The organism is Amycolatopsis sp. MtRt-6 (assembly GCF_017308975.1).
Classification (GTDB): Bacteria; Actinomycetota; Actinomycetes; order Mycobacteriales; family Pseudonocardiaceae; genus Amycolatopsis.
Genome location: NZ_JADWPD010000031.1, coordinates 57,822 through 82,696, shown reverse-complemented (window position 1 = coordinate 82,696; position 24,875 = coordinate 57,822). Strand labels below are relative to the sequence as shown.

The 24,875-nt window shown below is 71.3% G+C and carries 18 protein-coding genes; 6 read left to right on the top strand and 12 right to left on the bottom strand.

Annotation, left to right across the window (positions count from 1 at the left end):
- The first annotated feature begins 9 nt into the window (after nt 1-9).
- On the top strand, nt 10-2,577 hold the full coding sequence (gene pepN / locus I4Q55_RS38140; RefSeq protein WP_206795338.1) for an aminopeptidase N: 2,568 nt from the start codon (nt 10-12) through the stop codon (nt 2,575-2,577).
- A 99-nt stretch (nt 2,578-2,676) separates the two neighbouring features.
- Here pepN and I4Q55_RS38135 read toward each other — a convergent pair whose 3' ends face one another.
- The 3 genes from I4Q55_RS38135 to I4Q55_RS38125 all read right to left on the bottom strand — a co-directional run bounded on the left by I4Q55_RS38135 (nt 2,677) and on the right by I4Q55_RS38125 (nt 4,615).
- Nucleotides 2,677-3,462 (bottom strand): hypothetical protein, encoded by a 786-nt coding sequence (locus I4Q55_RS38135; protein ID WP_206795336.1) that lies wholly within the window; start codon nt 3,460-3,462, stop codon nt 2,677-2,679.
- A 423-nt stretch (nt 3,463-3,885) separates the two neighbouring features.
- Entirely contained in the window at nt 3,886-4,374 is a 489-nt protein-coding gene (locus I4Q55_RS38130; RefSeq protein WP_206795218.1) for a DUF5130 family protein, read from the bottom strand.
- A complete protein-coding gene (locus I4Q55_RS38125; RefSeq protein WP_206795216.1) occupies nt 4,361-4,615 on the bottom strand; it encodes a hypothetical protein in 255 nt (84 codons plus the stop codon). Before I4Q55_RS38125 ends, I4Q55_RS38130 begins: the two co-directional genes overlap by 14 nt.
- Nucleotides 4,616-4,893: 278 nt before the next feature.
- Here I4Q55_RS38125 and I4Q55_RS38120 point away from each other — a divergent pair, with 278 nt between their 5' ends.
- Nucleotides 4,894-5,265 carry a hypothetical protein gene (locus I4Q55_RS38120; RefSeq protein ID WP_206795214.1) on the top strand — a complete coding sequence of 124 codons (372 nt, stop codon included), beginning with the start codon at nt 4,894-4,896 and terminating at the stop codon, nt 5,263-5,265.
- A 118-nt stretch (nt 5,266-5,383) separates the two neighbouring features.
- On the opposite strand, the gene I4Q55_RS38115 is transcribed toward I4Q55_RS38120, so the two are convergent.
- On the bottom strand, nt 5,384-5,881 hold the full coding sequence (locus I4Q55_RS38115; protein WP_176171908.1) for an HNH endonuclease: 498 nt from the start codon (nt 5,879-5,881) through the stop codon (nt 5,384-5,386).
- Nucleotides 5,882-6,275: 394 nt separating this feature from the next.
- On the opposite strand from I4Q55_RS38115, the gene I4Q55_RS38110 reads away from it, so the two are divergent.
- The 3 genes from I4Q55_RS38110 (at nt 6,276) to I4Q55_RS38100 (ending at nt 9,330) form a co-directional block, all read left to right on the top strand.
- Nucleotides 6,276-7,229, top strand: coding sequence for a mechanosensitive ion channel family protein (locus tag I4Q55_RS38110; protein ID WP_206795334.1), 954 nt, complete (start codon nt 6,276-6,278; stop codon nt 7,227-7,229).
- A 170-nt stretch (nt 7,230-7,399) separates the two neighbouring features.
- A complete protein-coding gene (locus tag I4Q55_RS38105; protein ID WP_374194517.1) occupies nt 7,400-7,783 on the top strand; it encodes a globin in 384 nt (127 codons plus the stop codon).
- Nucleotides 7,780-9,330, top strand: a complete 1,551-nt coding sequence (locus tag I4Q55_RS38100; protein WP_206795210.1) for a glycoside hydrolase family 13 protein — start codon at nt 7,780-7,782, stop codon at nt 9,328-9,330. The genes I4Q55_RS38105 and I4Q55_RS38100 overlap by 4 nt, the downstream gene beginning before the upstream one ends.
- Nucleotides 9,331-9,810: 480 nt before the next feature.
- Here I4Q55_RS38100 and I4Q55_RS38095 read toward each other — a convergent pair whose 3' ends face one another.
- The 7 genes from I4Q55_RS38095 to I4Q55_RS38065 form a co-directional block, all read right to left on the bottom strand.
- Nucleotides 9,811-10,059 carry a hypothetical protein gene (locus I4Q55_RS38095; protein WP_206795208.1) on the bottom strand — a complete coding sequence of 83 codons (249 nt, stop codon included), beginning with the start codon at nt 10,057-10,059 and terminating at the stop codon, nt 9,811-9,813.
- 53 nt (nt 10,060-10,112) lie between these two features.
- Complete coding sequence (locus I4Q55_RS38090) at nt 10,113-10,748, bottom strand: hypothetical protein (RefSeq protein ID WP_206795206.1); 636 nt, start codon at nt 10,746-10,748, stop codon at nt 10,113-10,115.
- The gene (locus tag I4Q55_RS38085) at nt 10,741-11,160 is read right to left on the bottom strand and encodes a thioesterase family protein (RefSeq protein ID WP_206795204.1); all 420 of its coding nucleotides are present in this window, start codon (nt 11,158-11,160) and stop codon (nt 10,741-10,743) included. Before I4Q55_RS38085 ends, I4Q55_RS38090 begins: the two co-directional genes overlap by 8 nt.
- Nucleotides 11,157-16,145: an NAD-glutamate dehydrogenase gene (locus tag I4Q55_RS38080; protein WP_206795202.1), complete on the bottom strand. Its 4,989-nt coding sequence runs from the start codon at nt 16,143-16,145 to the stop codon at nt 11,157-11,159. Before I4Q55_RS38080 ends, I4Q55_RS38085 begins: the two co-directional genes overlap by 4 nt.
- A gap of 445 nt (nt 16,146-16,590) precedes the next feature.
- Complete coding sequence (locus I4Q55_RS38075) at nt 16,591-19,050, bottom strand: hypothetical protein (RefSeq protein WP_206795200.1); 2,460 nt, start codon at nt 19,048-19,050, stop codon at nt 16,591-16,593.
- A 16-nt stretch (nt 19,051-19,066) separates the two neighbouring features.
- On the bottom strand, nt 19,067-20,743 hold the full coding sequence (ettA, locus tag I4Q55_RS38070; RefSeq protein WP_206795198.1) for an energy-dependent translational throttle protein EttA: 1,677 nt from the start codon (nt 20,741-20,743) through the stop codon (nt 19,067-19,069).
- Between the two features lie 130 nt (nt 20,744-20,873).
- A complete protein-coding gene (locus tag I4Q55_RS38065) occupies nt 20,874-22,901 on the bottom strand; it encodes a cytochrome c oxidase assembly protein (RefSeq protein WP_206795195.1) in 2,028 nt (675 codons plus the stop codon).
- A 57-nt stretch (nt 22,902-22,958) separates the two neighbouring features.
- Here I4Q55_RS38065 and I4Q55_RS38060 point away from each other — a divergent pair, with 57 nt between their 5' ends.
- Nucleotides 22,959-23,597, top strand: a complete 639-nt coding sequence (locus I4Q55_RS38060) for a histidine phosphatase family protein (protein ID WP_206795193.1) — start codon at nt 22,959-22,961, stop codon at nt 23,595-23,597.
- Here I4Q55_RS38060 and I4Q55_RS38055 read toward each other — a convergent pair.
- Nucleotides 23,571-24,743, bottom strand: a complete 1,173-nt coding sequence (locus I4Q55_RS38055) for an ATP-binding protein (protein ID WP_206795332.1) — start codon at nt 24,741-24,743, stop codon at nt 23,571-23,573. The genes I4Q55_RS38060 and I4Q55_RS38055 overlap by 27 nt on opposite strands.
- Nucleotides 24,744-24,875: the final 132 nt, after the last annotated feature.

Genomic DNA, 24,875 nt, shown 5'->3' with positions numbered 1-24,875 from the left:
GAGGTGCCTGTGCCCGCCCCCAACCTGACCCGCGACCAAGCCAAGCTGCGCGCGGATCTGCTCGACGTCACTGGTTACGACATCGAGCTCGATCTGACCGACGGCCACGGCGGTCCCGGGGAGAAGACCTTCGCGTCGACGACGACCGTGCGGTTCACCAGCGCCCGGGCCGGCGAATCGACGTGGGTCGACATCGTCGCCGACCGCGTGCACTCGGCCACCCTGAACGGCGCGGACGTCGACGTCAGCGCGTACGTCGAGGACAAGGGCATCGCGCTGGCCGGGCTGGCCGAGTCCAACGAGCTCACGGTGACCGCCGACTGCCGGTACATGAACACCGGCGAGGGCCTGCACCGGTTCGTCGACCCGGTCGACGACGGCGTCTACCTGTACACCCAGTTCGAGACGGCGGACGCCAAGCGCATGTTCGCCTGCTTCGACCAGCCGGACCTGAAGTCGGTCTACCGGCTCACGGTGATCGCGCCGAAGGACTGGAAGGTCGTCTCGAACACGATGGCCGAGTCCACCGAGGAGACGCCGGAAGGCGCGGTCCGGACGGTGTTCAAGGAGTCCGAGCGGCTCTCGACCTACCTGGTCGCGCTGATCGCCGGCCCGTACGCCGAGTGGCGTGACGAGTACACCGACGACCACAAGACGATCCCGCTCGGTATCTACTGCCGCGCGTCGCTGGCCGAGCACATGGACGCCGACCGGCTGTTCACCGAGACCAAGCAGGGCTTCGGCTTCTACCACGAGAAGTTCGGCACGCCCTACCCGTTCTCGAAGTACGACCAGCTGTTCGTGCCGGAGTTCAACGCGGGCGCGATGGAGAACGCCGGCGCGGTGACCTTCCTGGAGGACTACGTCTTCCGCAGCCGCGTCACCCGCTACGCCTACGAGCGGCGCGCGGAGACGCTGCTGCACGAGATGGCGCACATGTGGTTCGGCGACCTGGTCACCATGCGCTGGTGGGACGACCTGTGGCTGAACGAGTCGTTCGCGACCTTCGCGAGCGTGCTCGCCCAGGCCGAGGCCACCGAGTACAAGAACGCGTGGACCAGCTTCGCGAACATCGAGAAGTCGTGGGCCTACCGGCAGGACCAGCTGCCCTCGACGCACCCGATCGCGGCCGACATCGTCGACCTGCACGCGGTCGAGGTCAACTTCGACGGCATCACCTACGCCAAGGGCGCGAGCGTGCTCAAGCAGCTCGTCGCCTACGTCGGGCTCGAGCACTTCCTCGACGGCCTGAAGGTGTACTTCGGCAAGCACGCGTGGGGCAACGCGACCCTGGCGGACCTGCTGGGCGCACTGGAAGAGGCGTCCGGCCGCGACCTGTCGTGGTGGAGCGCGCAGTGGCTGGAGACGACCGGGCTGAACTCGCTGAGCCCGCGCTACGAGGTCGGCGCGGACGGGTCGTTCACGTCGTTCGCGGTCGTGCAGTCGGGGGCGAAGCCGGGCGCGGGCGAGCTGCGCACGCACCGCGTCGCGGTGGGCGTGTACGACGAGGACGGCTCCGGCAAGATCGTCCGCAAGCACCGCGTCGAGCTCGACGTCGACGGCGAGCGCACCGAGGTGCCGGACCTGGTCGGCCAGCCGGCGGGCAAGCTGGTGCTGGTCAACGACGACGACCTGACGTACTGCACGATGCGCCTCGACCCGGCGTCGCTGACCACGCTGATCGACCGCATCGCCGACATCACCGAGCCGCTGCCGCGGACGCTGTGCTGGTCGGCGGCGTGGGAGATGACCCGCGAGGCGGAGCTGAAGGCCCGCGACTTCGTCACGCTGGTGCAGCGCGGCATCCACACGGAGTCCGAGGTCGGCGTGGTCCAGCGCCTGCTGCTGCAGGCCCAGACGGCGCTGAACTCGTACGCGGAGCAGGAGTGGGCGGCCGCAACGGGCTGGCCGGCGTTCACCGCCCGGCTGCTGGAGCTGGTCCGCGCCGCCGAGGCGGGTTCGGACCACCAGCTGGCGTTCGTGAACTCGCTGGCGGGCTCGGTGCTCGACGACGCCACGTTGTCGGTGCTGTCCGGCTGGCTGGACGGCTCGTCGCCGCTCCCGGGCCTGACGGTGGACACGGACCTGCGCTGGCGCCTGCTGCACGCGCTGGTGGCCCACGGCAAGGCGGACACGGCGGAGATCGACGCCGAGCTTTCCCGCGACAACACGGCAACGGGCCGCCGCCAGGCGGAGCGCGCCCGGGCGTTGCGCCCCACGGACGAGGCCAAGGCCGACGCCTGGCAGCGCGCGGTGTACGACGACGAGCTGCCCAACGCGGTCAGCGACTCGCTCATTTCGGGCTTCTCGCACCCGGGCCAGAAGGCACTGCTGGGGTCGTACGTGGCACGCTACTTCGAGGTGATCGACGAGGTGTGGCAGCGCCGGTCCAGCGAGCGCGCACAGCCGATCGCGATCGGGCTGTACCCGTCATGGGCGGTGGCCCCGGAGACGGTGACGGCCTCGGACGAGTGGCTGGCGGGCGAACACCCGCAGGCCCTCCGCCGCCTGGTATCGGAGGGCAGGGCGGGCATCGTCCGCGCGTTGGCGGCGCGGGACTTCGACGCCCAGTCCTGAGCTCAAGCGCCCCAATGTGGCCTTGGTTGCGTTCAACGCACCCAATGTGGCCTTCGGTGCGTTGAACGCACCGAAGGCCACCTTGGGGCGGTCGGATCCTCACGGACGGCAAGTGACCGGCGGTCTCGGACGGGCACACGCCGCGGCATACGCGTCGCGTAGTTCGGTGATCACCTTGTCGGGCTCGGTCCGGAGGCGGCTCGGCAAGGTCTGCAGGCAGATGATCCCGGCAGCCGAGTAGCGCGCATTGCGCGCCAAGGTCGCCGCGTAGAAGTCGCCGTGTTCGTGGTACGCACGAGAGTCGATCTCCCAGGCGAACGCGACATCTTCGCACCACGCGTCCGGTTTCGCGACGAATTCGGAGTGGCGATCGTAGACGCGGACGTTCCACTCCGCCGTGGGCAGGCCCGAGCGCTTCCAGACCTCCCACGCGTCCGCCTCGGCGACCGACTCGGCGCCGTTCAGGAGAGCTTGCAAGGCCCGGCGAGGTATCGCCGAGCCGCGCTGACTCCCCAGCCGCAACTCACGATCCAGTTGCTCGGCAGTACATCTCCTGCGTTGCACTGCCTCGGCGAGCATCGCCTGGACGACGTCGAAGTCGCGGATGCGCCGAGCCCCGTCCAACACAGCCCGGTCCACGGGTGCGACCGGCATGCCCTCCTTCGTCCGGGCACCCGGCATCCGGGTGGTTCGCTCGACGAGGACAAAGCCCGCGCTCGTGACCTCGCGCTCGTGAGGCACCAGCAGATGGACGATGCCGGGCTCCGGTAACTGACGCAATCCGTGACGCCGCAGTGCCCAGACGCCCGTGATCAGCGCACCGGGACCACCGCGGAGGAGCCCGGCTCTCAGCCGTTGCTCGTCGGTCGGTTCCCCGGGATGCAGCAGGATCACTCCGGGCAGCAGCCGGCGCCAGGGACCGCCGGGCAGGCACCTTCGATAAACGCTGCTTCGGGGCATGCCGATCTCTTCGAGTTCGGACACGCGGACGACGTCAGGGTTGTCTTGGTGACCGGTAACGAGCGGATGTTTGCTCCAGGTTCCTCGCAACATGCGCCGAGGATGCCGACCGGGTCCGACAAGAACCGGGCACACGAGGGCGCGAACGGCCCATTCGCGTCGATTTCCGACCGAAATCCGCCGTTGACGCCGCGCCAACGCCCCACTGTGGCCTTGGTTGCGTTCAACGCACCCAAGGTGGCCTTCGGTGCGCTCAACGCACCGAAGGCCACATTGGGGCGCTTGAGACCAGGGTGCGAACGCCAAAGAGCCCCGCGCCTCAACCCGAGGCGCGGGGCTCGAAAAAGATCAGCGCGGCGCGGGACCAGCCTGGTCCGAAAGCATCCGCAGCGCGTTCACCAGGCCGTTGACCAGCCCACGAACCAGGTCGCCCTCCTTGAACGACGCCACCATGCTCGCCACCGCCAGCTTGGCACCGCGGTCCGGCAGACGCAGGTGCGCCGCCTTGCCCGTGACGATCTCGATCAACCGCTCCCCCGGCGAGACCGCGATCAGGACCGAGTTCGACGGGTCCGCCGTCGTCGTGTGCAGCTTCTCCGCCGTCTCGCGGCTGTCCGTGCCCAGCTCGCCGAGGTACAGGCTGAAGTCCAAGCCGGTCTCCCGCGAAGCGAACGTCAGCGCCTCGTCGAGGCGGGCCAGCTGCCGGGTGTTGAACGGCCCGGCCGGCGCCGCCGGCTCGTACATCTTGGCCGCGGAGACCCGTCCGGTCGCCATCAGCGCCTCGCCGTAGCCCAGCTCGGACTCGTCGACGCGCTTCGTCAGCTCACCAGTTGCCACGAGCGCCTCCCGCCGCGGTCGGGGCGCCCTCGGGCGCGCTGTTCTCGGTGCCGGCGTGCCGGTGTCCCGTGCCCGCCCCTTCGGGGTTGGCGCTCCACCACATGGCCGGGTAGTCCCAGGCCTGGCCGGACCGGTGCCGCGGGGCAGCGCCGGACCTGCGCCGGAGCGTCAGCAGCCCGGCGAGACCGTAGATGGCCAGCGGGATCACGGCGAAGACCACGATCGTCTCGACAACGTTCACGGCGGTGAGCGTATCGGATGACCTCCACACCCACCGCGCGCGGCGCACTCGACCGTTCGTCGTAAGCCGACTGCCGTCCGCCGCTTGGCGCGCGGCCACTGGAACGTTGGGGCGAAGACCATCGGGCCGAAAGGTTGCAACTCAACGTACAGGCGGCCGCACCCGCCGCTGTCGTCTTGTCGGCGCCTTGAAATCCTCGTAGCTTTTTCACCTGTACGGGCCTTGCGCCCCGCTCCCCAGCCCCAGCAGGTAACGCACCGGTCCCAGGAGGCCTTGCCATGAACAGCGTCCAGACGCCCGCACAGGCGATCACCGAGACCACCTCGTCACTGAGCGACATCGAATTCGTGCCCGGAACGCGTGTGACGTCGGGCACAAGGGTTACCCGGGGTACACGCGTCACTCGCGGTACACGGGTGACGGCGGGCACCCGCGTCACCATGGGCACCCGGGTGACGGCCGGCACGCGGGTCACCCGAGGGACCCGCGTCACGCGTGGCACTCGCGTCACGATGGGCACGCGTGTGACGGCCGGCACGCGAGTCACCTGCGGCACCCGCGTCACGCGAGGCACCCGTGTCACCCGCGGCACGCGCGTCACCATGGGCACCCGCGTCACCTGCCAGAGCGACTACGCGCTCGCTGCCTGACCCCGTACTCCAGGGCCGCACGCACTACCTGAGCACAGCGCGCAAGCACCCGGCTCGCCCCGGCCGCCGCACAGGCAGCCGGGGCGCCGGCTTGTCCGGGCTCCGCTCGCCTGGACGACTAAGCGGCGGAGCCGAGATACGGCCGCCAGAGCGGATCGGCCTCCTTGGAGTGCGCGAGCAGCCGCCAGTGCGGGCCGTGGGGCGCCCGCGGGACGATGCGCAACCGCCAGCCGATCTCCGAAAGCAGCCGGTCCGCCTTGCGGTGGTTGCACTTGGCGCAGCAGGCGACGCAGTTGGTCCAGCTGTGGGGGCCACCCCGGCTGCGCGGAACGACGTGGTCGATCGTCTCGGCCCGCCCTCCGCAGTAGGCGCAGCGGTACCGGTCGCGGTGCATGAGACCCGCGCGGGTCAGCGGCACCTGGGCCCGATACGGTACGCGGACGTACGTGCTGAGGCGGATCACCGAGGGCACCGGCAGCGAAACCTTCGCCGAATGCAGCTCGATCCCGCCGGGGTCACCGTGCACCACTTCGGCCTTGCCGCACATCACGAGCACGACAGCACGCCGCAGGGGCAACGCCGTCAACGGCTCGAAAGTGGCGTTGAGCAGGAGCACCCGGCGCCGCCCCCAGGCCGGGGCGGCCGGATCGCGGCCTCTACTACGCTGTCCGGGCGGGCGGGTCACTCCCCCTGGGCGGGTCCCCGGCCCGGCCGGGACGGTTCCGCCGGCTGCGGAACCCCCCGGATAGGCACGCAGGACCACCTCTGGCGCCTCGTCGGCCGTGGCTCGGCCGGAGGCGCCGCGGGGGCTGGGTTGTCGGTCTGGCACTCGACCACCTCCAGGGGCGTAGGCATAGTCGACCACAGAACAGGCCCCCAGCGCACGTGTGTTACATGACGTGTCACATCCGCGCGACCCAACATCCACTCGGCGTTGGGGTGCCCGACCCGATCGGAAGGATGAACGAACCGCCGTGCTCTCCCTGCTCCCCTCCGTCGACCCACCGTGCATAAAAGACCCGAGCACGTTCTGCGCCCAGGTGTATGAGGTCACGAACAACGCGTGGCTGGCGGGTTCGGCGAACTGGCTGATCACCAAGCCGGTGAAGATCCTGATGATCGTCGTGATCGCGTTCCTGATCCGCATGCTGCTGAGACGGCTGATCAACCGCGTCACGACCCTGCCGAAGACGGGCGGCAAGCTCCCGTCGCTGCTGCGCCCCCTGCGCGAGCGCGCGCCGGAGGTGCTCGGCTCCGCCGTCATCGAACGGCGCCGCCAGCGCGCGAAGACCATCGGCTCGGTGCTGAAGTCGATGTCGACGTTCCTGATCTACGGCCTGGCGTTCATCCTCGTGCTGGGCGAACTCGGCATCAACCTCGGCCCGATCATCGCGTCGGCCGGGATCATCGGCGTCGCGATCGGGTTCGGCGCGCAGAACCTGGTCAAGGACTTCCTGTCCGGGATCTTCATGATGGTCGAGGACCAGTACGGCGTGGGTGACGTCGTGGACGTCGGCGAAGCGTCCGGAACCGTCGAGTCGGTCGGCCTCCGGATCACGACGCTGCGTGACGTCAAGGGCACGGTCTGGTACGTCCGCAACGGCGAGGTGCTGCGCGTCGGCAACTCGAGCCAGGGCTTCGCGGTGGCGGTCGTGGACGTACCGCTCAGTTACACGGCCGACGTCGAGCGCGCGACGACGGTGCTCGCGGACGCGGCATCGGCGGCCACCGAGGGGGAGGCGCTGAAGGACAACGTCCTCGAGCCGCCGGAGATGCTGGGTGTGGAAAGCGTCACACCGGAGGGTCTCTCCCTGCGCCTGACGGTGAAGGTGCGGCCGGGCAAGCAGTGGGCGGTGCAGCGGGCGCTGCGGGCCCAGCTGCTGGCGGCCCTGGAGGAGGCGGGCTTCGAGCCGCCGCTCGGCCGGCTGTTCCCGTCCGCGGCGCCGACGGCCGAGAAGAAGTGACGTCAGGCACTTCGTCATGACGGGGTGGTCGCGGTGTTCGAGCACCGCGGCCACCCGTCCGCGCGGGCGGCGTGGTTACGCTGGGAAACGGATTCGCGACGGTCCGCCCACCCGCGGGACCGGGCGTCGGGAACCCGCACCCCAAGGGCAAAATGGAAGGCGTGTCTGCAGTGAGCGAACCGGCGAACCTGTACGAAGCGGTCGGCGGCGAACCGACGTTCCGCCGGATCGTCGGGCGGTTCTACGAGGAGGTCGCGCGCGACGAGATCCTCCGGCCGCTCTACCCCGAAGAAGACCTCGGGCCCGCCGAAGAACGCTTCCGGCTCTTCCTCATCCAGTACTGGGGCGGCCCGCACACCTACTCCGACGAGCGCGGGCACCCGCGGCTGCGGATGCGGCACGCGCCGTTCAAGATCGGGCCGCTCGAGCGGGATGCCTGGCTTCGCTGCATCCGGATCGCCGTCGACGAAGAGAACCTGGAAGAGCCGTACCGCGGGCAGCTCTGGGCCTATCTGGAGATGGCCGCGCACAGCATGATGAACAGCTTCGTATGAGCCAGGGAGCCTGGTGGCAGGACGCCGTCTTCTACCAGGTCTACGTACGCTCGTTCGCCGACTCGGACGGTGACGGCGTCGGGGACCTGGAAGGCATCCACTCCCGGCTCGGCTACCTGGAGCTGCTGGGCGTCGACGCGCTGTGGCTGACGCCCTTCTACCGATCCCCCATGGCCGACCACGGCTACGACATCGCCGACCCGCGCGACGTCGACCCCATGTTCGGCACCCTCGGCGACTTCGACGTGTTGCTCACCGAGGCGCACAAGCGCGGCATCAAGGTCACCGTGGACGTGGTCCCCAACCACACCAGCAACCAGCACGCCTGGTTCAAGTCCGCGATGGCCGCCGCGCCGGGCAGCCCGGAGCGCGACCGCTACATCTTCCGCGACGGCGTCGGCCCGAAGGGCGAAGACCCGCCCAACAACTGGGTCAGCGCGTTCGGCGGCCCGGCCTGGACGCGCGTGCCGGACGGGCAGTGGTACCTGCACCTGTTCGCGCCGCAGCAGCCGGACCTGAACTGGGCCAACCCGGAGGTCGCCGCCGACCTGGAGCGCACCCTGCGGTTCTGGCTCGAACGCGGAGTCGACGGCTTCCGCATCGACGTCGCGCACGGCATGGCCAAGCCGCCCGGCCTGCCGGACATGGACCCGCGCGCCGACGCGCTGGGGCCGAGCCACTACTACGACCCGCGGTGGGACCACGACGGCGTCCACGAGATCCACCAGATGATCCGCAAGGTCCTCGACGAGTTCCCGGACGCGATGGCGGTCGGCGAGATCTGGGTGACCGACGAGGAACGGCTGGCGCGCTACCTGCGGCCCGACGAACTGCACCTGGCGTTCAACTTCCGGCTCGTGCTCACGCACTTCGACGCCGACGCCATGCGCACGGCCATCGAGCGTTCCCTGGCGGTCCCGGCCCGCACGGGCGCCCCGGCGACCTGGACGCTGGGCAACCACGACGTCTGGCGCCAGGTGAGCCGCTACGGCGGCGGCCCGGCCGGCGTGCGCCGCGCGCGGGCGATGGCGCTGGTGGAGCTGGCCCTGCCGGGCGCGGTGTACCTGTACAACGGCGAAGAGCTGGGACTGGCGAACGTTTCGCTGTCGCCGTCGGACATGGCCGACCCACGGGCCAAGACGAGCGGGGCGGAGTTCGGGCGCGACGTGGCGCGGGTCCCGCTGCCGTGGGAGGGCGACCTGCCGCCGTTCGGCTTCTCGCGGAACCCGCGCACGTGGCTGCCGATGCCGGCTTCCTGGGCGGGGTTGACGGTGGAGAAGCAGATCGAGGACGCGGACTCGACGCTGTCGCTGTACCGTGCCGCGATCGAGCTGCGGAAGACGCATCCGGCGTTCGGCGGCGACGAGCTGGAGTGGTACGGCGCGCCGGCGGGATGTTTCGCGTTCCGACGGCGCGGGGGTGGGCTGGTGTGCGCGCTGAACACCTCGGCATCGCCGATTGCGTTGCCGCCGGGGGAGCTCCTGTTGTCGAGCAGTCCGCTGGTGGAAGGCAAGCTGCCTGCGGATTCGGCCGCCTGGCTGGTCTGACGCGAACCGGGCTTCCACAATCCACGGTGGGTGTGGACAACCCGGACCGGAGGGCTTTCGTCCGGGCTTTTCGTCGGTCGCCGGCGATACGCTGGAAGCGGGGGCAGCCCCCAGGGAGGGCGGGCCGCGCGCGGCGCGGCGTTCGTCGACTCGGCAACCACGCGCCGCCCAGCCGGTGTGGGCCGGCCAGGACGAGCCCCGTGGGTACCTTGACCGGTCCGCTCGTCTTACGCCACCACTGGCCCTGGTCACCACCCGAGCCGTCGCCGACGGCGCCGCTTGCCGGCCACGCGGCGGCCTGGCGGCAGGGCCGTCTGGACGGCTGGCCGGTGCCGCGGACACGCAGGTTGCCCACAACTCAGCGGTGCTGTGGACAACCGGACCGTTGGCGCGGCCGGCAGGCGAGTTTCGTCGGTCGCTGCCGATACGCTGGAAGCGGGGGCAGCCCCCAGGGAGGGCGGGCCGCGCGCGGCGCGAGGTTCAGCCGGACTGGTTGCCCGAGCCGTCGTCGAAGGCGCCGCTTGCCAGCCACGCCACCAACGCCGCGGCCTGGAGGTAGGGCGCCGCCCGGGCGGCCGCCCGGCCCGCCGCGCGCGTGCGGCCCCACCTCTCAGGTCTCTCCGCGGGCGATGGCGCCCGCTCGTCCGGCGGACGGTCCTGCCGCCACGGCGTCTCCCCCGCGCGCACCGAGTCGAGGAAGTCCGCGGTCGGGTCTTCGTCGGGGGTCATCCGACCAGCGTGCCACCGCCCGGCCAGGCACGGTGGCCGCCGTAAGGACTTCGTCAGAACAGCAGCGGCAACAACGCGTGCCGGCGCCGCACGATCGCTCCGTAGCGCGCGTCCAGGCGCAGCCACGAATCCGTGGCCGTCACCCGCACCACGTCGCCCGGTACGTCCGAGTCCACGAAACCCATGCCGGACATCGCGAACAGGCAGCGCATCTGGACCTTGACCTCGACCGACTCCCCCGTCACCGTCAGCACCGCCTGGTCCATCAGGGACGCCGGTGGCGTGCCGTGCGGGCCCACGTTGTCCCTGGCCAGCGTCACCCCACGGTCCGCCAGCTCCGACACCACCCGCGCCGGCAGCTCGTCGACCAGCGGCCAGCGGCCGGACGGCGGCAGCTCGCCGTGCCACAGCAGGTCGCGGGCCGGGCCCGGGTCCATCCGGGGGCCGCCCGCCACCGTCAGCGCCGCGAGGAGCTCGTTGCCGGACACCGTGACGTCGCCGGGCGTCACGTCTCCGGCCACCGCTCGGGTGGCCAGGCACTCGAACGGCGTTGCCGTCCAGGCCTCGACCACGCCGTCGCCGCGCTGCCGCAGCCGGACGGCCGTCTGGCCGTCCAGCCGGACCGCGCGGGCGACGAACGCGCCGAGGGTCTCCCGGTCGGCCGCGTCCGGCACGAACAACTCAGGCATCCGCGAACCCCTGCTTCAGAAACTCCGACTCGGCCGGGGTGAGCCTACGCGGCCGCAGCGCGACCGTGTCGTACGGCGCCAGCACCGTCTCCGCGGTCACCGCGACCGGGTCGTCCGCAGAAGGCCCGCCGCGCACGCGGTAGGCCAGCGTGAAGCTCGCCGCGCGCAGCTCGGTCAGGTCGATGTCGACGCGCAGCTGCTGCCCGGACACCACGATCGGCGCCTTGTACCCCACCTCCAGCCGGACGACGACGATGCCCTTCGGCAGCTGGTCGAGCCCCGCCTCGACGGCCCCTTCGAACAGCAGCGGGATGCGGGCCTCTTCGAGCAGCGTCACCATTTTCGCGTGGTTGATGTGGCCGTAGACGTCCATGTCCGTCCAGCGCGGGCGGACGTGCGATACGTAGGTCACCGCACCGTGCTCCGGATCTGCCGGGCCGCCACCGAAAGCGTCGCCAGGTCGAGCCGGCCCGACTTGGTGATCTCGTCGAGCGCGACGCGCGCCCGCTGCAGCCGGGACGCGTTCGTCTTCTCCCACTGGGCGATCTTGGCGTCGCCGGACGAGCCGGGATCACTGTGCCGCAACGCGTCCAGCGTGATCGCCCGCAGCGAGCCGTAGACGTCGTCGCGCAGCGAAAGCCGGGCGAGGGCGTGCCAGCGGTTGCCGCGTTCGAGCTTGCTGATCTCGGTGAGCATCGAGTCGATGTCCAGGTGCGCCGAGAGCGCGTAGTACAGCTCCGCCGTCTCGGCCGGGCTGTGCACGGCGTCCACGCCGATCTGCTGCTCGGCGAGCTCGGCCACCTCGGTGACGTCGAGCAGGCCGAAGGTGTGCAGCAGCAGCGACACCCGGCGGGCCAGGCCCGCGGGCACCCCGGCCTCGATCAGCTCGTCCGCGTTCGTCTGCACCGACTCGGCCTCACGGCCGCGGAGCAGGTCGCCGATCTTCGGCACCAGGTCGTTGAGCACCCGGCCGAAGCGCTTGATCTCCGACAGCGGTGCCAGCGGCTGCGGCCGGTTGGTGAGGAACCAGCGGGCGGCCCGGTCGAGCAGCCGCCGCGTCTCCAGCACCATCTCGTCGGCGACGTCGGTGTGCACGACGTTGTCGAGCGCGTCGATCTCCTGCCACAGGGTGGGGAGGTCGAACACCCGCGTCACCACGGCGTACGCGCGCACCGCGTCCGTCGCGGTCGCGTTCATCTCCTCCATCAGCCGGTAGACGAACGAGATGCCGCCGCCGTCGACCACCTCGTTGGCGATCATCGTGGTGATGATCTGGCGGCGCAGCGGGTGCTCGCCGATGGCGTTCGCGAACCGTTCGCGCAGCGGCTTCGGGAAGTACTCGGGCAGCCGGCCGGCGAACACCTGCGAGTCGGGCAGGTCGCTGGCCAGCAGCTCGTCCTTGAGCTCCAGCTTGACGTGCGCGAGCAGCGTCGCCAGCTCCGGCGAGGTGAGGCCCTTGCCCGCCTTCTCCAGCTCGCGGAACTCCGAGTTGCTCGGCAGCGCTTCGAGCTTGCGGTCGAAGGCGCCCGCGGACACCAGCGCCTGCACCTGACGGGCGTGCACCGACAGCATCGGCGCGGCGTGCGCCCGGCTGACGCCGAGGACGGCGTTCTGCCGGTAGTTGTCCTTGAGCACCAGCGCGCCGACCTCGTCGGTCATCTCCTCCAGCAGCTCGTTGCGCTGCTCGCGCTCCAGCTTGCCGGTCTGGACGAGGTGGTCGAGCAGGATCTTGATGTTGACCTCGTGGTCGGAGCAGTCGACACCCGCCGAGTTGTCGAGCGCGTCGGTGTTGATCTTGCCGCCGTTGCGGGCGAACTCGATCCGGCCGAGCTGGGTCAGGCCGAGGTTGCCGCCCTCGCCGAAGACCTTGACGCGCAGCTGCTTGCCGTCGACGCGGATGGCGTCGTTGGCCTTGTCCCCGGCGGCGGCGTGGGTTTCGCTCTCCGCCTTGACGTAGGTGCCGATGCCGCCGTTCCACAGCAGCTCGACCGGCGCCAGCAGGATGGCCTGGATCAGGTCCATCGGCGCCAGCGCGGTGACACCGTCCTCGAGCCCGAGCGCCTCGCGCACCTGCGGGCTGATCGGGATCGACTTCGCCGTGCGCGGGTAGATGCCGCCGCCTTCGCTGATCAGCGAGCGGTCGTAGTCGTCCCACGAGCTGCGCGGCAGGTCGAACAGCCGGCGCCGCTCCGCGAACGACGTCGCCGCGTCCGGGTTCGGGTCGAGGAAGACGTGCATGTGGTTGAACGCCGCGACCAGCCGGATGTGCTCGGACAGCAGCATGCCGTTGCCGAAGACGTCACCCATCATGTCGCCGATGCCGACCACGGTGAAGTCCTCGGTCTGGGTGTCCTTGCCCAGCTCGCGGAAGTGCCGCTTGACGCTCTCCCAGGCACCCTTCGCGGTGATGCCCATGGCCTTGTGGTCGTAGCCGACCGAGCCGCCGGACGCGAACGCGTCGCCGAGCCAGAAGCCGTACTTCGCCGACATCTCGTTCGCGATGTCGGAGAACTTCGCGGTGCCCTTGTCGGCCGCGACGACCAGGTAGGAGTCGTCGGCGTCGTGCCGGACCACGCCGGGCGCGGGGACGGTCTTGCCCTCGATGCGGTTGTCGGTCAGGTCGAGCAGGCCGGAGATGAACATGCGGTAGCAGGCGATGCCCTCGGTGAGCTGGGCGTCGCGGTCGATGCTGGCGTCGCCGCTCGGGGCCGGCGGGCGCTTGACGACGAAGCCGCCCTTCGCGCCGACCGGCACGATCACGGCGTTCTTCACCGCCTGTGCCTTGACCAGGCCGAGGATCTCGGTGCGGAAGTCCTCGCGGCGGTCCGACCAGCGCAGGCCACCGCGCGCGACCTCGCCGAAGCGCAGGTGCACGCCCTCGACGCGCGGCGAGTAGACGAAGATCTCGAACTTCGGCCGCGGCTCGGGCAGGTCGGGCACGCCGGCCGGGTCGAGCTTGATCGCCAGGTACGGCCGCGTCTTCCCGTCGGCGTCGGTGACGTGGTAGTTCGTCCGCAGCGTGGCGCGGATGACGGCCATCAGGCGCCGCAGGATCCTGTCCTCGTCGAGGCTGGTGACCTCGTCGATCATCGCGTTGAGCTCGGTGGCCAGCGCTTCGGTCGCGGACTCGCGGTCGGCGTCGGACAGCTGGGGCGCGAACCGGGCTTCGAACAGCCGCAGCAGCTTCGTCGCGACCTGCGTGTGGTTCAGCAGCGTGTTCTGGATGTAGTCCTGGGAGAACGCGCTGCCGGCCTGGCGCAGGTAGCGCGAGTAGGCCCGCAGCACGGCGGCCTGGCGCCAGGTGAGCCCGGCGCGCAGCACCAGGCCGTTGAGGCCGTCGACCTCGGCGTCGCCCCGCCAGGCGGCCTCGAAGGCGTCCTGGAAGCGGCCGCGCAGCTCTTCGACGGCGTGCTCGTCGGACTCGTCGACCATCTTCTGGTCGACGCGCAGGCCGAAGTCGTAGATCCAGCACGCGCCGCCGTCTTCGCGGTGCAGCTCGTACGGCCGCTCGTCGACGACCTCGACGCCCATGGCCTGCAGCACCGGGAGCACCTTCGAGAGCGTGACGCCCTCGCCGCGCAGGTAGAGCTTGAAGCGCCGCTCCCCCGGCCCGGCGTCGGCGGGCTGGTAGAACGACAGCGCGAGGTCGCCTTCGTCGGTGAGCGAGTCCAGCGAGCGGAGGTCGGCCAGCGCCTCTTCGGCGGTGAAGTCCTCCTTGTAGCCCTCGGGGAACACCATCGCGAAGCGCTGGCCCTGCTCGGTGGCCGACTCCTCGCCGACGATCCCGACCGCGACGCCGCCGTCGGCGCGCTCCCGGCGTTCGTCGAGGACGGCCTCGACCATCCGGTCGTCCCAGGTGCGGACGGCGTCGTTGAGCCGGTCCTGGATCTTGAGCGTGTCCGGCTCGAGGCGCCGCGCCGGGTCGGTGTGCACGACGAAGTGCACCTGCGCCAGGACCGTCTCGCCGATCCGCGCGCTGTACTCGAGCTGGGTGCCTTCGAGCTCTTCCAGCAGGACTTCCTGCATCGCCAGCCGCGAGCGCGTCGTGTAGCGGTCGCGCGGGAGGTAGACCAGGCAGGAGTAGAAGCGGCCGTACGGGTCGCGGCGCAGGAACAGCCGCAGCCGGCGGCGGTCGGAGAGGGTGATCGCGCCGGTCGTCGTCGAGTACAGCGAGTCGGTGTCGGCGGAGAAGAGGTCGGCGCGCGGCCAGTTCTGCAGGATTTCGAGCATCCGCTGGCCGGAGAACGACTCGATCGGGAAGCCGGCGCGGTGGATGACCTCGCGGACCCGCTTGCAGACGACCGGGATGTCGAGGACGTTCTCGTGCAGCGCGGTGGTGGTGAACATGCCGAGGAAGCGGTGCTCGCCGGTGACCTTGCCCTCGGCGTCGAAGGTCTTCACGCCGACGTAGTACGGGTAGACCGGGCGGTGCACGGTGGAGGGCGCGCTCGCCTGGGTCAGTACCAGCAGCGTCGGCGCCAGCGCGGACGCGGCGGTGTCCGGGCCGGCGGTGAGGCCGCGGGCGGCAAGGCTGTCCTGGCGCAGCACGCCGAGGCCGGAGGCCAGGACCGCGCGCAGGGCCGGCTCGTCGCTTTCCGGGTGCGGGTTGTCGACCAGCTCGTAGCGGCGGTAGCCGAGGAAGGTGAAGTGGCCGTCGGCCAGCCAGCGCAGCAGCCGGGCGCCCTCGGCGACCTCGGCCTCGGGCAGCCGCGGCGGATCGGTTTCGAGCTCGCTCGCCAGCTGGCAGGCCGTCTGGGCCATCTTTTCGGCGTCTTCGACGACCTCGCGGACGTCGCCCAGCACGCTGGAGAGCCGGTTGTCGAGCTCGCGGGCGCGGTTGCGGTCGGTGACGAAGTCGATCTCGATGTACATCCACGACTCGGCGGCCGAGTTCGCGGGCGGCTCGGCCGGGTCGGCGTCGGGGTGGACGTCGAGGAGCTCACCGGTCAGGTCACGGCTGACCACCACGATCGGGTGAACAATCCGCTGCACCTGCACGCCGTCGCGGGCGAACTCCGCGGCGATCGAGTCGACCAGGTACGGCATGTCGTCGGTGACGACCTGCACGACGGTGGCTTCGCGGGCCCACCCGTCTTCGGCGACGGTCGGGTTCAGCAGCCGCACGGCCGGGCGGCCGGGCATCCGGTGCTTGGCCAGCTGCAGGTGCGAGCGGACGGCGCCGACCAGGTTGACGGGCTCGTCGCCGACGATCTCCTCCGGCGGGATGTGCCGGTAGTAGAGGCGGATGAGCTCACCGATCTCCGGCGCCAGCCCGGCGGCGGAGTCGATCAGGTCGTCCCTGATCTGCTCCGGGCTGGCCGAGGAGCGCGGGCTGCCGAATTCGGGTTCGGCGTCCGCTCCGGTTCCGGGTGGGGACGAGACTCCGGTCGAGCTCATTTGAGACAACTCTCCAGTTTGCGTGAGGTGACACCGCGCCGGTTCGGCGTTGAGCCGGCCCACCCCACACTAATGCGCCGCGTTCGGGGATCACATGAAGACCCGGAGGTTGCTCGGCACGCGGAAACCCTTCCGGGGCATGGGATTCGCGTGATCGGTCAAGCTACTGACGGGTTGCGTTGCGGGGCCCTCCGCGGCTGTGACCAGCCGTGGCCGCCGGGTTCGGTTCGCCGACGGCCCAACGTGATCGGTTCAGCTGAGGGAGCGCGACACCGTTCGCCGAACGCTGTCGGCCGGTCGGCGATGCCGGGCCGGGGAGCGGACGTCGGCGGCGCACCGGGAGCGGGCGCCGGCCGAGCCGGGAGCCGAGCCCGGCAAACTGTCGGTGGTCTCCGGTAGCGTGGAAAACGGGGGGCGCCCCCGCGCGCGGGTTGTCGTTCCGCGCTCAGTCCCGCGACCGGTGGCCGCGGGAATCGGACACTTCGGCGCCGTGCCCGTTGCGGCCGTGACCGTTGCGGCGTCCCGTGTCCTGGGAACCCAGCTGCTTCACCAGCGCCGCCGCGCTCGCCGTGCCGGCCTGGTGTTCGGCCAGTGCGCGCGCGAGCAGGTCGGCGAGGCCGGCGTCCGCCGGGGGCTCGTCCTCCGCGATCGCGCGGGCGTAGCTTTCCGGGAACGGTGCCGTCGCCGGCGTCCAGTGGCCGAAGTCCTCCATCGGCTCCAGCGACGGTGGCATCCGCAGCCGCGGCAGCCAGGGCTCGGCTTCGTCGCGGTAGTCCGGCACCGAGGGCGGTTCGTCCTCCGGCCGCGGCGGCGGGGCGAGCTCGGGTTCGGGCTGGGCCGGTTCCTCCGCGCGCGGGCTTTCGGCGTCCTCCGCCCGGCGGCGGCCCCCGGCGCCCCCGGACGCCGAGATGCCCAGGCGGTCCAGCACCGACCGCGCGGCCACCGAGCCGTGCTCGGCGTCGTGCCGCGTCGACGGCTGCGGCTCGGACCGGCGCCCTTCCGACGCCCACGGCTCCCGCTCGGCGGCGGGCTCGGGCGCAAGCGGCAGCGCCGGCGTGACGCGGGTGGGCGCCGAGTCGCGCTCGGCGGCGGTCTCCCGCAGCCGCGCTTCGGCGAGCGCGGCCCAGGAGAACTTGGTCTTGCCGCTTTCGGCGCCCAGCGGCTCGGGCGAGGAGCGCGGTTTTTCCGCCTCTTGACGCGGCCGCGGCTCGGCAGGCTCCGGCGCTCGCCGCACCTCGACCGGCTCCGGACGAAACTCCGGCTCCCGGGCCGCCTCGGCAGGCATGGGCCGGGGCTCCGGCCGTGCCTCGACCGGCTCCGCCCGAAACTCCGGGGCGGGCCGCGTCTCAACCGGGTCCGGACGAAACTCCGGCACCGGCCGCACCTCGACCGGCTCGGGCCGGACCGGCGCGGGACGCCGCTCCACGGCAACCGGCTCGGCGACCGGCTCCGGGCGCGCCCGCCGGCCGGACTGCGGCGCGGGTTCGTCCCGCACCGCCGGCATCAGCGTCGTCTCGGCCGCGTCCGCCGTCACCCGCTCGAACGACCAGGCGGGCGCCGCCGGCTGTCGTGGCTCCGGACGCGCCGGTGGCTCCTCGCGCCCGAACGACCACGCCGGCGTCCGCGGCTCCGGTGGCATCACCGGCTCACGCGACACCACCGGCTCCGGACGCGCCACCGGCTCACGCGGCGCCACCGGCTCCGGCCGCCCCACCGGCTCGGGCTCGGCCGCGACGACCGGGACCGGCCGCGACGGCACCGCCTTCAGCACTTCGTCCAGGTCGATCGACGCCGGTTCCCCGGTGCCGAACTCGCCGGCCAGCACGCTGCACGCCTGCCGCCGGGCCCGGGCGTGCAGCTGCTCGGCCGCCCGCGAGCGGTACAGGCACGCGATGGCCTCCTCCGCCTGCCCGAACCTCTCCTGCAGCTGCGCCAGCTCCAGCCACAACCGCGCGGTGACCGCCGACAGCCCGTGCCGGTCGGTGCTCGCCACGGCTTCGCGGACCAGCTCGATCGCCGCCTCGCCGGCCCCCGCGGGCAGGTGGATCCGCGTCGCCACGGCCAGCCGCAGCCAGCCCATCGGGGCGACGCCGGCCGCCCGGACCGGCTCGGCCAGCACCGGCTCGGCGATGTCGTACGCCATTTCGGTGTCGCCGCGGTCGAGCAGCGTGCTGACCAGCAGCAGCACCAGGCGGATGCGGACGAGGCCGCCGTCGTCGGCCGGGTTGTCGAGCCGCTCCAGGAAGCCCAGCCCGGTGCGGGCCGCGTCGGCCGCCGCCGTCAGGTCGCCGTGGCGCCGCCGGTGCGCGGCCGTGCCGACGCGCAGCAGCGCCCGCACGAGCAGCTGGGTGTCGGCACTCAGCGAGTCGTCGCCGACGACGAGCTTGTCCGCCTCGACGAGCACGCGGTCCAGCTCCGACTTGCGGCCGAGCTGGCCGAGGCAGCCCACCAGGTGGCACAGCGCCGCGGCGCGGTGCACCGGCGAGACGACAGGGTCGGTGAGCACCGGCCGCAAGGCGGCGAGGCCGGTCAGCGGCACGCCCAGGCTGCGCGCGCACACGGCGAGGTCGATGCGCAGCCGCGCCGCGATGTCGCCGTAGCCGGCGTGCTCGGCCGCGCGCAGGGCCGCGACCGCGCGGCCGACGGTGCCCGGCCGCTCGCCGAGCCGGACGCGCGCGGACACGACCAGGCTCTCGGCCCGGATCCACTGTTCGTCGGCGCCGGCGGCTTCGGACAACGCTGCCGCGCGCTCGCCGAGAACGAGCGCGAGCTCGGGCGCGCGCAGGTGCAGCGCGTCCGCGCGTTCGATCAGCCTGCCGACTGCGGAGAGGGTTCCCCCGGCATGCGCGGAGCGCCCGCTCTCCGGAGAGAGCGGGCCCGTCCGGTGCTGTTTGCTGGCTTCCACGGGGAAACCCGCCCCCTCAGTCGCGGGTCAGCTTGCGATGGGTGACACGGTGCGGCCGGGCCGCCTCGGCGCCGAGGCGCTCGACTTTGTTCTTCTCGTACCCCTCGAAGTTGCCCTCGAACCAGAACCACTTGGCCGGGTCTTCGTCCGTGCCTTCCCAGGCGAGGATGTGCGTCGCGACCCGGTCGAGGAACCACCGGTCGTGGGAGATCACGACGGCGCAGCCGGGGAACTGCTCCAGCGCGTTCTCCAGCGAGCCCAGCGTCTCGACGTCCAGGTCGTTCGTCGGCTCGTCGAGCAGGATCAGGTTCCCGCCCTGCTTGAGCGTCAGCGCCAGGTTGAGCCGGTTGCGCTCACCACCGGAGAGCACGCCCGCCGGCTTCTGCTGGTCCGGGCCCTTGAACCCGAACGCGCTGACGTACGCGCGCGACGGCATCTCGGTCTGCCCGACGTGGATGTAGTCCAGCTCGTCGGAGACGACCTGCCACACGGACTTCTTCGGGTCGATCCCGCCGCGGTTCTGGTCCACATAGGACAGCTTGACCGTCTCGCCGATCTTGACGTCACCGGCGTCCGGCTCCTCGAGCCCGACGATGGTCTTGAACAGCGTGGTCTTGCCGACGCCGTTCGGGCCGATCACGCCGACGATGCCGTTGCGCGGCAGGTTGAACGACAGGCCGTCGATGAGCACGCGGCCGTCGAAGCCCTTCTGCAGCTTCTCGACCTCGACCACGACGCTGCCGAGCCGCGGGCCCGGCGGGATCTGGATCTCTTCGAAGTCGAGCTTGCGGTGCTTGTCCGCCTCCGCCGCCATCTCCTCGTAGCGGTCGAGGCGCGAGCGCGACTTCGTCTGGCGCGCCTTGGCGTTGGACCGGACCCACTCGAGCTCGGACTTCAGCCGCTTGGCGAGCTTCGCGTCCTTCTTGCCCTGGACCTCGAGGCGCTCGCGCTTCTTCTCCAGGTACGTCGAGTAGTTGCCCTCGTAGCCGACGACGCGGCCGCGGTCGAGCTCCATGATCCACTGGGCCACGTTGTCCAGGAAGTACCGGTCGTGGGTGACGGCCAGGACGGCACCGGCGTAGCGGGCCAGGAACTGTTCCAGCCACAGGACACTCTCGGCGTCCAGGTGGTTGGTGGGCTCGTCGAGCAGCAGCAGGTCGGGCGCCGACAGCAGCAGCTTGCACAGCGCGACCCGGCGGCGCTCACCACCGGAGAGGTGCGAGACGCCTTCGTCCGGCGGCGGGCAGCGCAGCGCGTCCATGGCCTGCTCGACGGTGGAGTCGAGCTCCCAGGCGTCGGCGTGGTCGAGCTCCTCCTGGAGCTGCCCCATCTCCTCGACCAGCTCGTCGGTGTAGTCGGTCTCCATCAGCCGGAGGACCTCGTGGTACCGGTCGAGCTTGGTCTTGACCTCGCCGAGGCCCTCCTCGACGTTCTGCCGGACCGTCTTCTCCTCGTTGAGCTCCGGCTCCTGCATGAGGATGCCGACGGAGGCGCCGGGCTGGAGGAAGGCTTCGCCGTTGCTGGCCTGCTCGATCCCCGCCATGATCTTGAGAACGGTGGACTTACCGGCACCGTTCGGCCCGACCACGCCGATCTTGGCGCCGGGGTAGAACGCGGTGCTGACGTCGTCGAGGATGACCTTGTCCCCGACGGTCTTGCGCACCTTCTTCATGGTGTAGATGAACTCGGCCATACCCACGATCGTAGAGCGCGCTTGATCGCGCCTCGACGCCGGTCACCACCGGACTACCGAAAGTCAGCCCGAGATCACGGCGAGAGTAGCAAAACGGCCGTTTTCCCGGCAGCCGGACGGCGGCTCAACCTCAACTGGAACCCGAGGGTCGCTTGCCCTCGGCGAGCTTCTTGAGCATCGCGTTGTAGGCGTTCAGCTCCTCGTCGCCGGTCGCCGCTTCACGCCTGTCACGCCGCTTCGCCTCCCGCTCGTCCTGGCGCGACCACTGCACCAGCAGCGCGATCAGCACCAGCAACACGGGGACCTCGCCGGCGGCCCAGGCGATGCCGCCGCCGAGCCGCTGGTCGGCGAGCAGGTCGGTGACCCACGGCAGGTGCAGCTGGCTGTAGAAGGCCTGGCCGATGACCGTCTGCTTGCTCATCAGGATCACGCCGAAGAACGCGTGGAACGGCATCGCGGCGAACATCATGCCGAGCCTGCCGAGGTACGGGATCCGCCGCGGCGAGGGGTCGACGCCGATCACCGGCCAGTAGAAGACGTACCCGGCGAGCAGGAAGTGCCCGTTCATCGCCAGGTGCGCCCAGTGGTACGGCAGCGCGTTGTCGAACAGGCCGGAGAAGTACAGCGCGTAGAACGAGCCGACGAACAGCAGCAGCGCGACGACCGGGTGGGTGAGGAACCGCGACACCGGGGAGTGCACGAAGGCGACGAGCCACTCGCGCGGCCCGGGCGGGGCGTCCTTGCCCGCGGCCGGCAGGGCGCGCAGCGCGAGCGTCACCGGGCCGCCGAGCACGAACAGCACCGGCGCCACCATCGACAGCAGCATGTGGTTGCCCATGTGCACGCTGAACATCGCGGGCGCGTACCGGCCGATGCCCGACGACGTCGCCATCAGCAGCACCACGCAGCCGGCGATCCAGGCGACCGTGCGGCCGACCGGCCAGGTGTCGCCGCGGCGCAGCAGCCGCCGGACGCCGGCCAGGTACAGCCCGCCGAGGACGAGCGCGATGGTGCCGTAGACCAGGTCGAAGCGGGTGTCGAAGAGCAGCCGCCACGCCGTCGGCGCGCCGTCGAGGTTGTAGCCGATCAGCAGCTCGATGGTGGACGGCTGGGTGATCGCGTCGGCCGGCGGTGGCGTCCTGGCCAGCCCGGAGGCGATGCCGATCGTCACGAACATGATCAGGATCTCGACCGAGGCCAGGCGCAGCAGCTGGGCGCCGCCCTTGCCGTCTGTGCCGTTCTTGAGGTTCGCGACGCCCTTTTCACGCTGCTGGTGGCCGAACACCCCGAGCAGCAGCAGCGCGACCGTCTTGGCCACGACGAGCAGGCCGTAGTCGGTGGTGAACAGGTCGTTCAGGCCGATCCGGACCAGCGCGTTGACCGCGCCGGAGAGCGCCATCACGATCCAGCAGACCAGGGCCAGCTTGGAGAACCGCTGCGCGGCCAGGCTCAGGTGTCCCCCGCGCCGGTACCCCAGCGCCAGCAGCGCGACCAGGCCGCCGACCCACAGCGCGGCGGCGACCAGGTGGAACAGCAGGCTGTTGGTGGCGACGTCGTGCGAGCCGCCGCTGGCGGAGTGCCCGGTGACGGCGACCGGGATCATGCCGCCGACGGCCAGGAAGAACAGCACCGCCGTCCAGCCCCAGGACAGCGCGAGCCGGCAGCCGAGCGCGATGAGGATCGCGATCAGCGCCGTCCACAGCCACGCCTTGGGCTGTTCGATCGCGCCGACGAGGTCGAGCAGCGTCTGCGGGTCCAGGACGTCACCGAACGGCTTCCCCGCGGTGTCGGCCGCGGTGAAGGCGACCGAGAGCAGGGCCGCGCCGAACCACACCCAGGCGGCGATCCCGGCCGCGCGCAGGGCGCCGTAGCCCTCGGGCCCGAGCGTCCCGGACTTCTGCGGCGGCACCAGGAAGGCGGCCAGCAGCAGCGCGCCGACGCAGACCACCGACGCGCTTTCGGAGAGCACGCGCATGACGGTGATGCCGTACTTGGTGACCAGTCCCGGGTCGGGTAGCCCGGCGATGGCGTAGCCGGCCCCGCCGGTCAGCGCGATCAGGCCGATCGCGACCACGGCGGCCAGCAGGACGCCGACGACGAGCAGGGGCAGCACACTGGCCCGGCGCTGGGTGGGGACGTCGGATTTCGTGGCGGACACGCCCCTGAGGGTATGCCCCGCCCCGGTCAGGCCCGTGTGACGGGCAGGATGGCAGCCGTGAAGATGATCCTGCTGCGGCACGCCGAGTCGCTCGGCAACGTCGACGAGCTCGCCTACACGCGGATCCCCGACCACGCGTTGCCGCTGACGGCCAAGGGGGAGCAGGAGGCCCGCGCGGTGGCGCCGGAGATCGCCCGGCTGCTCGACGGCGAGCGGCCCGCGGTGTACGTCAGCCCGTACCTGCGCACCCGGGAGACGTTGCGGCTGCTGGACATCCGGGCGTCGTGCGAACGGCTGGTGCCGGAGCCGCGGCTGCGCGAGCAGGACTGGGGCAACCTGCAGGACCCGGCCGACCAGGAGGTCCAGAAGGCGCGGCGGCACGAGTTCGGGCACTTCTTCTACCGGCTGCCGTTCGGCGAGTCGGGCGCGGACGTCGACGACCGCGTCGCGGCGTTCCTCTCGGACCTGCGGATGCGCGAGGAAAGTCACCCCGAGACGGTGCTGATCGTCTCGCACGGGCTCACCCTGCGGCTGCTGTGCCGTCGCCTCTTCGGCTGGAGCATCGAGCTGTTCGAGTCCCTCTCCAACCCGGCCACCTGCGAATACCGGGTGCTTTCCGAGTCCGACGGGAAGTGGGCGCTGGACCGCCCGTTCGCCCAGTGGCGGGAGTCACCCGACGGGGAAACCCAGCTTTAGCGGCGCGGTCAGCACCACGCGGGTGCCGTGGCCGGGCGCCGAGTCGATGCGGGCTTCGCCGTCGATTTCGGCCATCCGCGCGTGGATCGAGTTCTCGATGCCGAACCCGGCGCGGCGCGCGCCGAGGTCGAAGCCGGTGCCGTGGTCGCGGACGGACACCGTCACGACGCCTTCGCGTTCTTCGAGGCACACCACGGCCTTCGCCGTCCTCGCGTGTTTCAAGGTGTTGCGCAGTGCTTCGCGGGTTGCGTCGTGAAGGGCGTTGACGACAGCTTCGGGTACGTCGGCCGGCTTCGCGAGCACGACGAGGTCGACGCGGAGACCGTCCGCCGTCATCTCGACCGCGAGCGCGCCGAGGCGGTGTTCGAGCCCGCCCGGCTCGGCGGGCGCGTCGCCGTCGAGGCTCAGCCGCAGGCGCAGGGCGTGCGCGCGGGCGGTGCGGCGGACCTGGTCGAGGCTGCCCCGCGGGTCGAGCGCGTCGCCGGGCGCCGGCAGCGCGAGGGACTCCATGACCTGCAGGACGGTGTCGTGGACGTCACGGCGGTGCCGTTCCCGCTCGGCGGCCCGGCCGCGCTGCTCGCCGAGCCCGAGCGCGAACCGCATGGAGCCGGCGACGAGCAGCACGATCGCCAGCGCCGTCACCGCGGCCGCGACCAGGGCCAGCAGGATCCACGTGGCGGGCGCCGCCGTGCCCGAGACGGCCGCCATGCCGTACCGCAGGAGCAGCGCGCCGGCGATCGCGACGGCCCCCGCGGGCGCGCCGCGCAGCAGGGTCCAGACCATGACCGTGCCCAAGATGTTCGGCCAGGCCAGGGTCAGCAGCTCGGGTGACTGCGCCGCGAACACAGCCGCGGCGAAGCTCGTCACGAGCGTGTACGCGGTGTCGGCGGCCAGGACCGGCCGGATCCCGGTGGCACGGCGGAAGACCCAGGCCACTTCGAGCAGGTTGGGCACCAGGTAGAGGGCGATCGCGCCGCAGAGCACCGGCGCGCTCAGCGGACCACCGGACCAGACGGCCTGCAGGAACAGCGCCAGCCGGAACGCGACCGGCACCAGCACGAGCCGCGGCACGGCGCTCTGGACGAGCGACGGCCCGCCCCACCTGCCGCTTCCGCCGGCGAGCGCCCCCGCTCCGCCGAGCAGCACAACCCTCACGACGTCCTCCCCGGATCAAGGCCCCAGCTTGATCAGCCGACCTGAAATTGAAACGTCGCCGTATTCATTTCAGTTTACCGACGGGGTTCAGCTTGCCTGGCGCACCACGAGGCTGTCAACGTT

Coding starts and splice junctions, on each gene's coding strand:
- I4Q55_RS38120 (WP_206795214.1), top strand. CDS start 4,894: ATGAACAGCGTCCAGACGCCCGCACAGGCGATCACCGAGACCACCTCG.
- I4Q55_RS38100 (WP_206795210.1), top strand. CDS start 7,780: ATGAGCCAGGGAGCCTGGTGGCAGGACGCCGTCTTCTACCAGGTCTAC.
- I4Q55_RS38095 (WP_206795208.1), bottom strand. CDS start 10,059: ATGACCCCCGACGAAGACCCGACCGCGGACTTCCTCGACTCGGTGCGC.
- I4Q55_RS38090 (WP_206795206.1), bottom strand. CDS start 10,748: ATGCCTGAGTTGTTCGTGCCGGACGCGGCCGACCGGGAGACCCTCGGC.
- I4Q55_RS38080 (WP_206795202.1), bottom strand. CDS start 16,145: ATGAGCTCGACCGGAGTCTCGTCCCCACCCGGAACCGGAGCGGACGCC.
- ettA (WP_206795198.1), bottom strand. CDS start 20,743: ATGGCCGAGTTCATCTACACCATGAAGAAGGTGCGCAAGACCGTCGGG.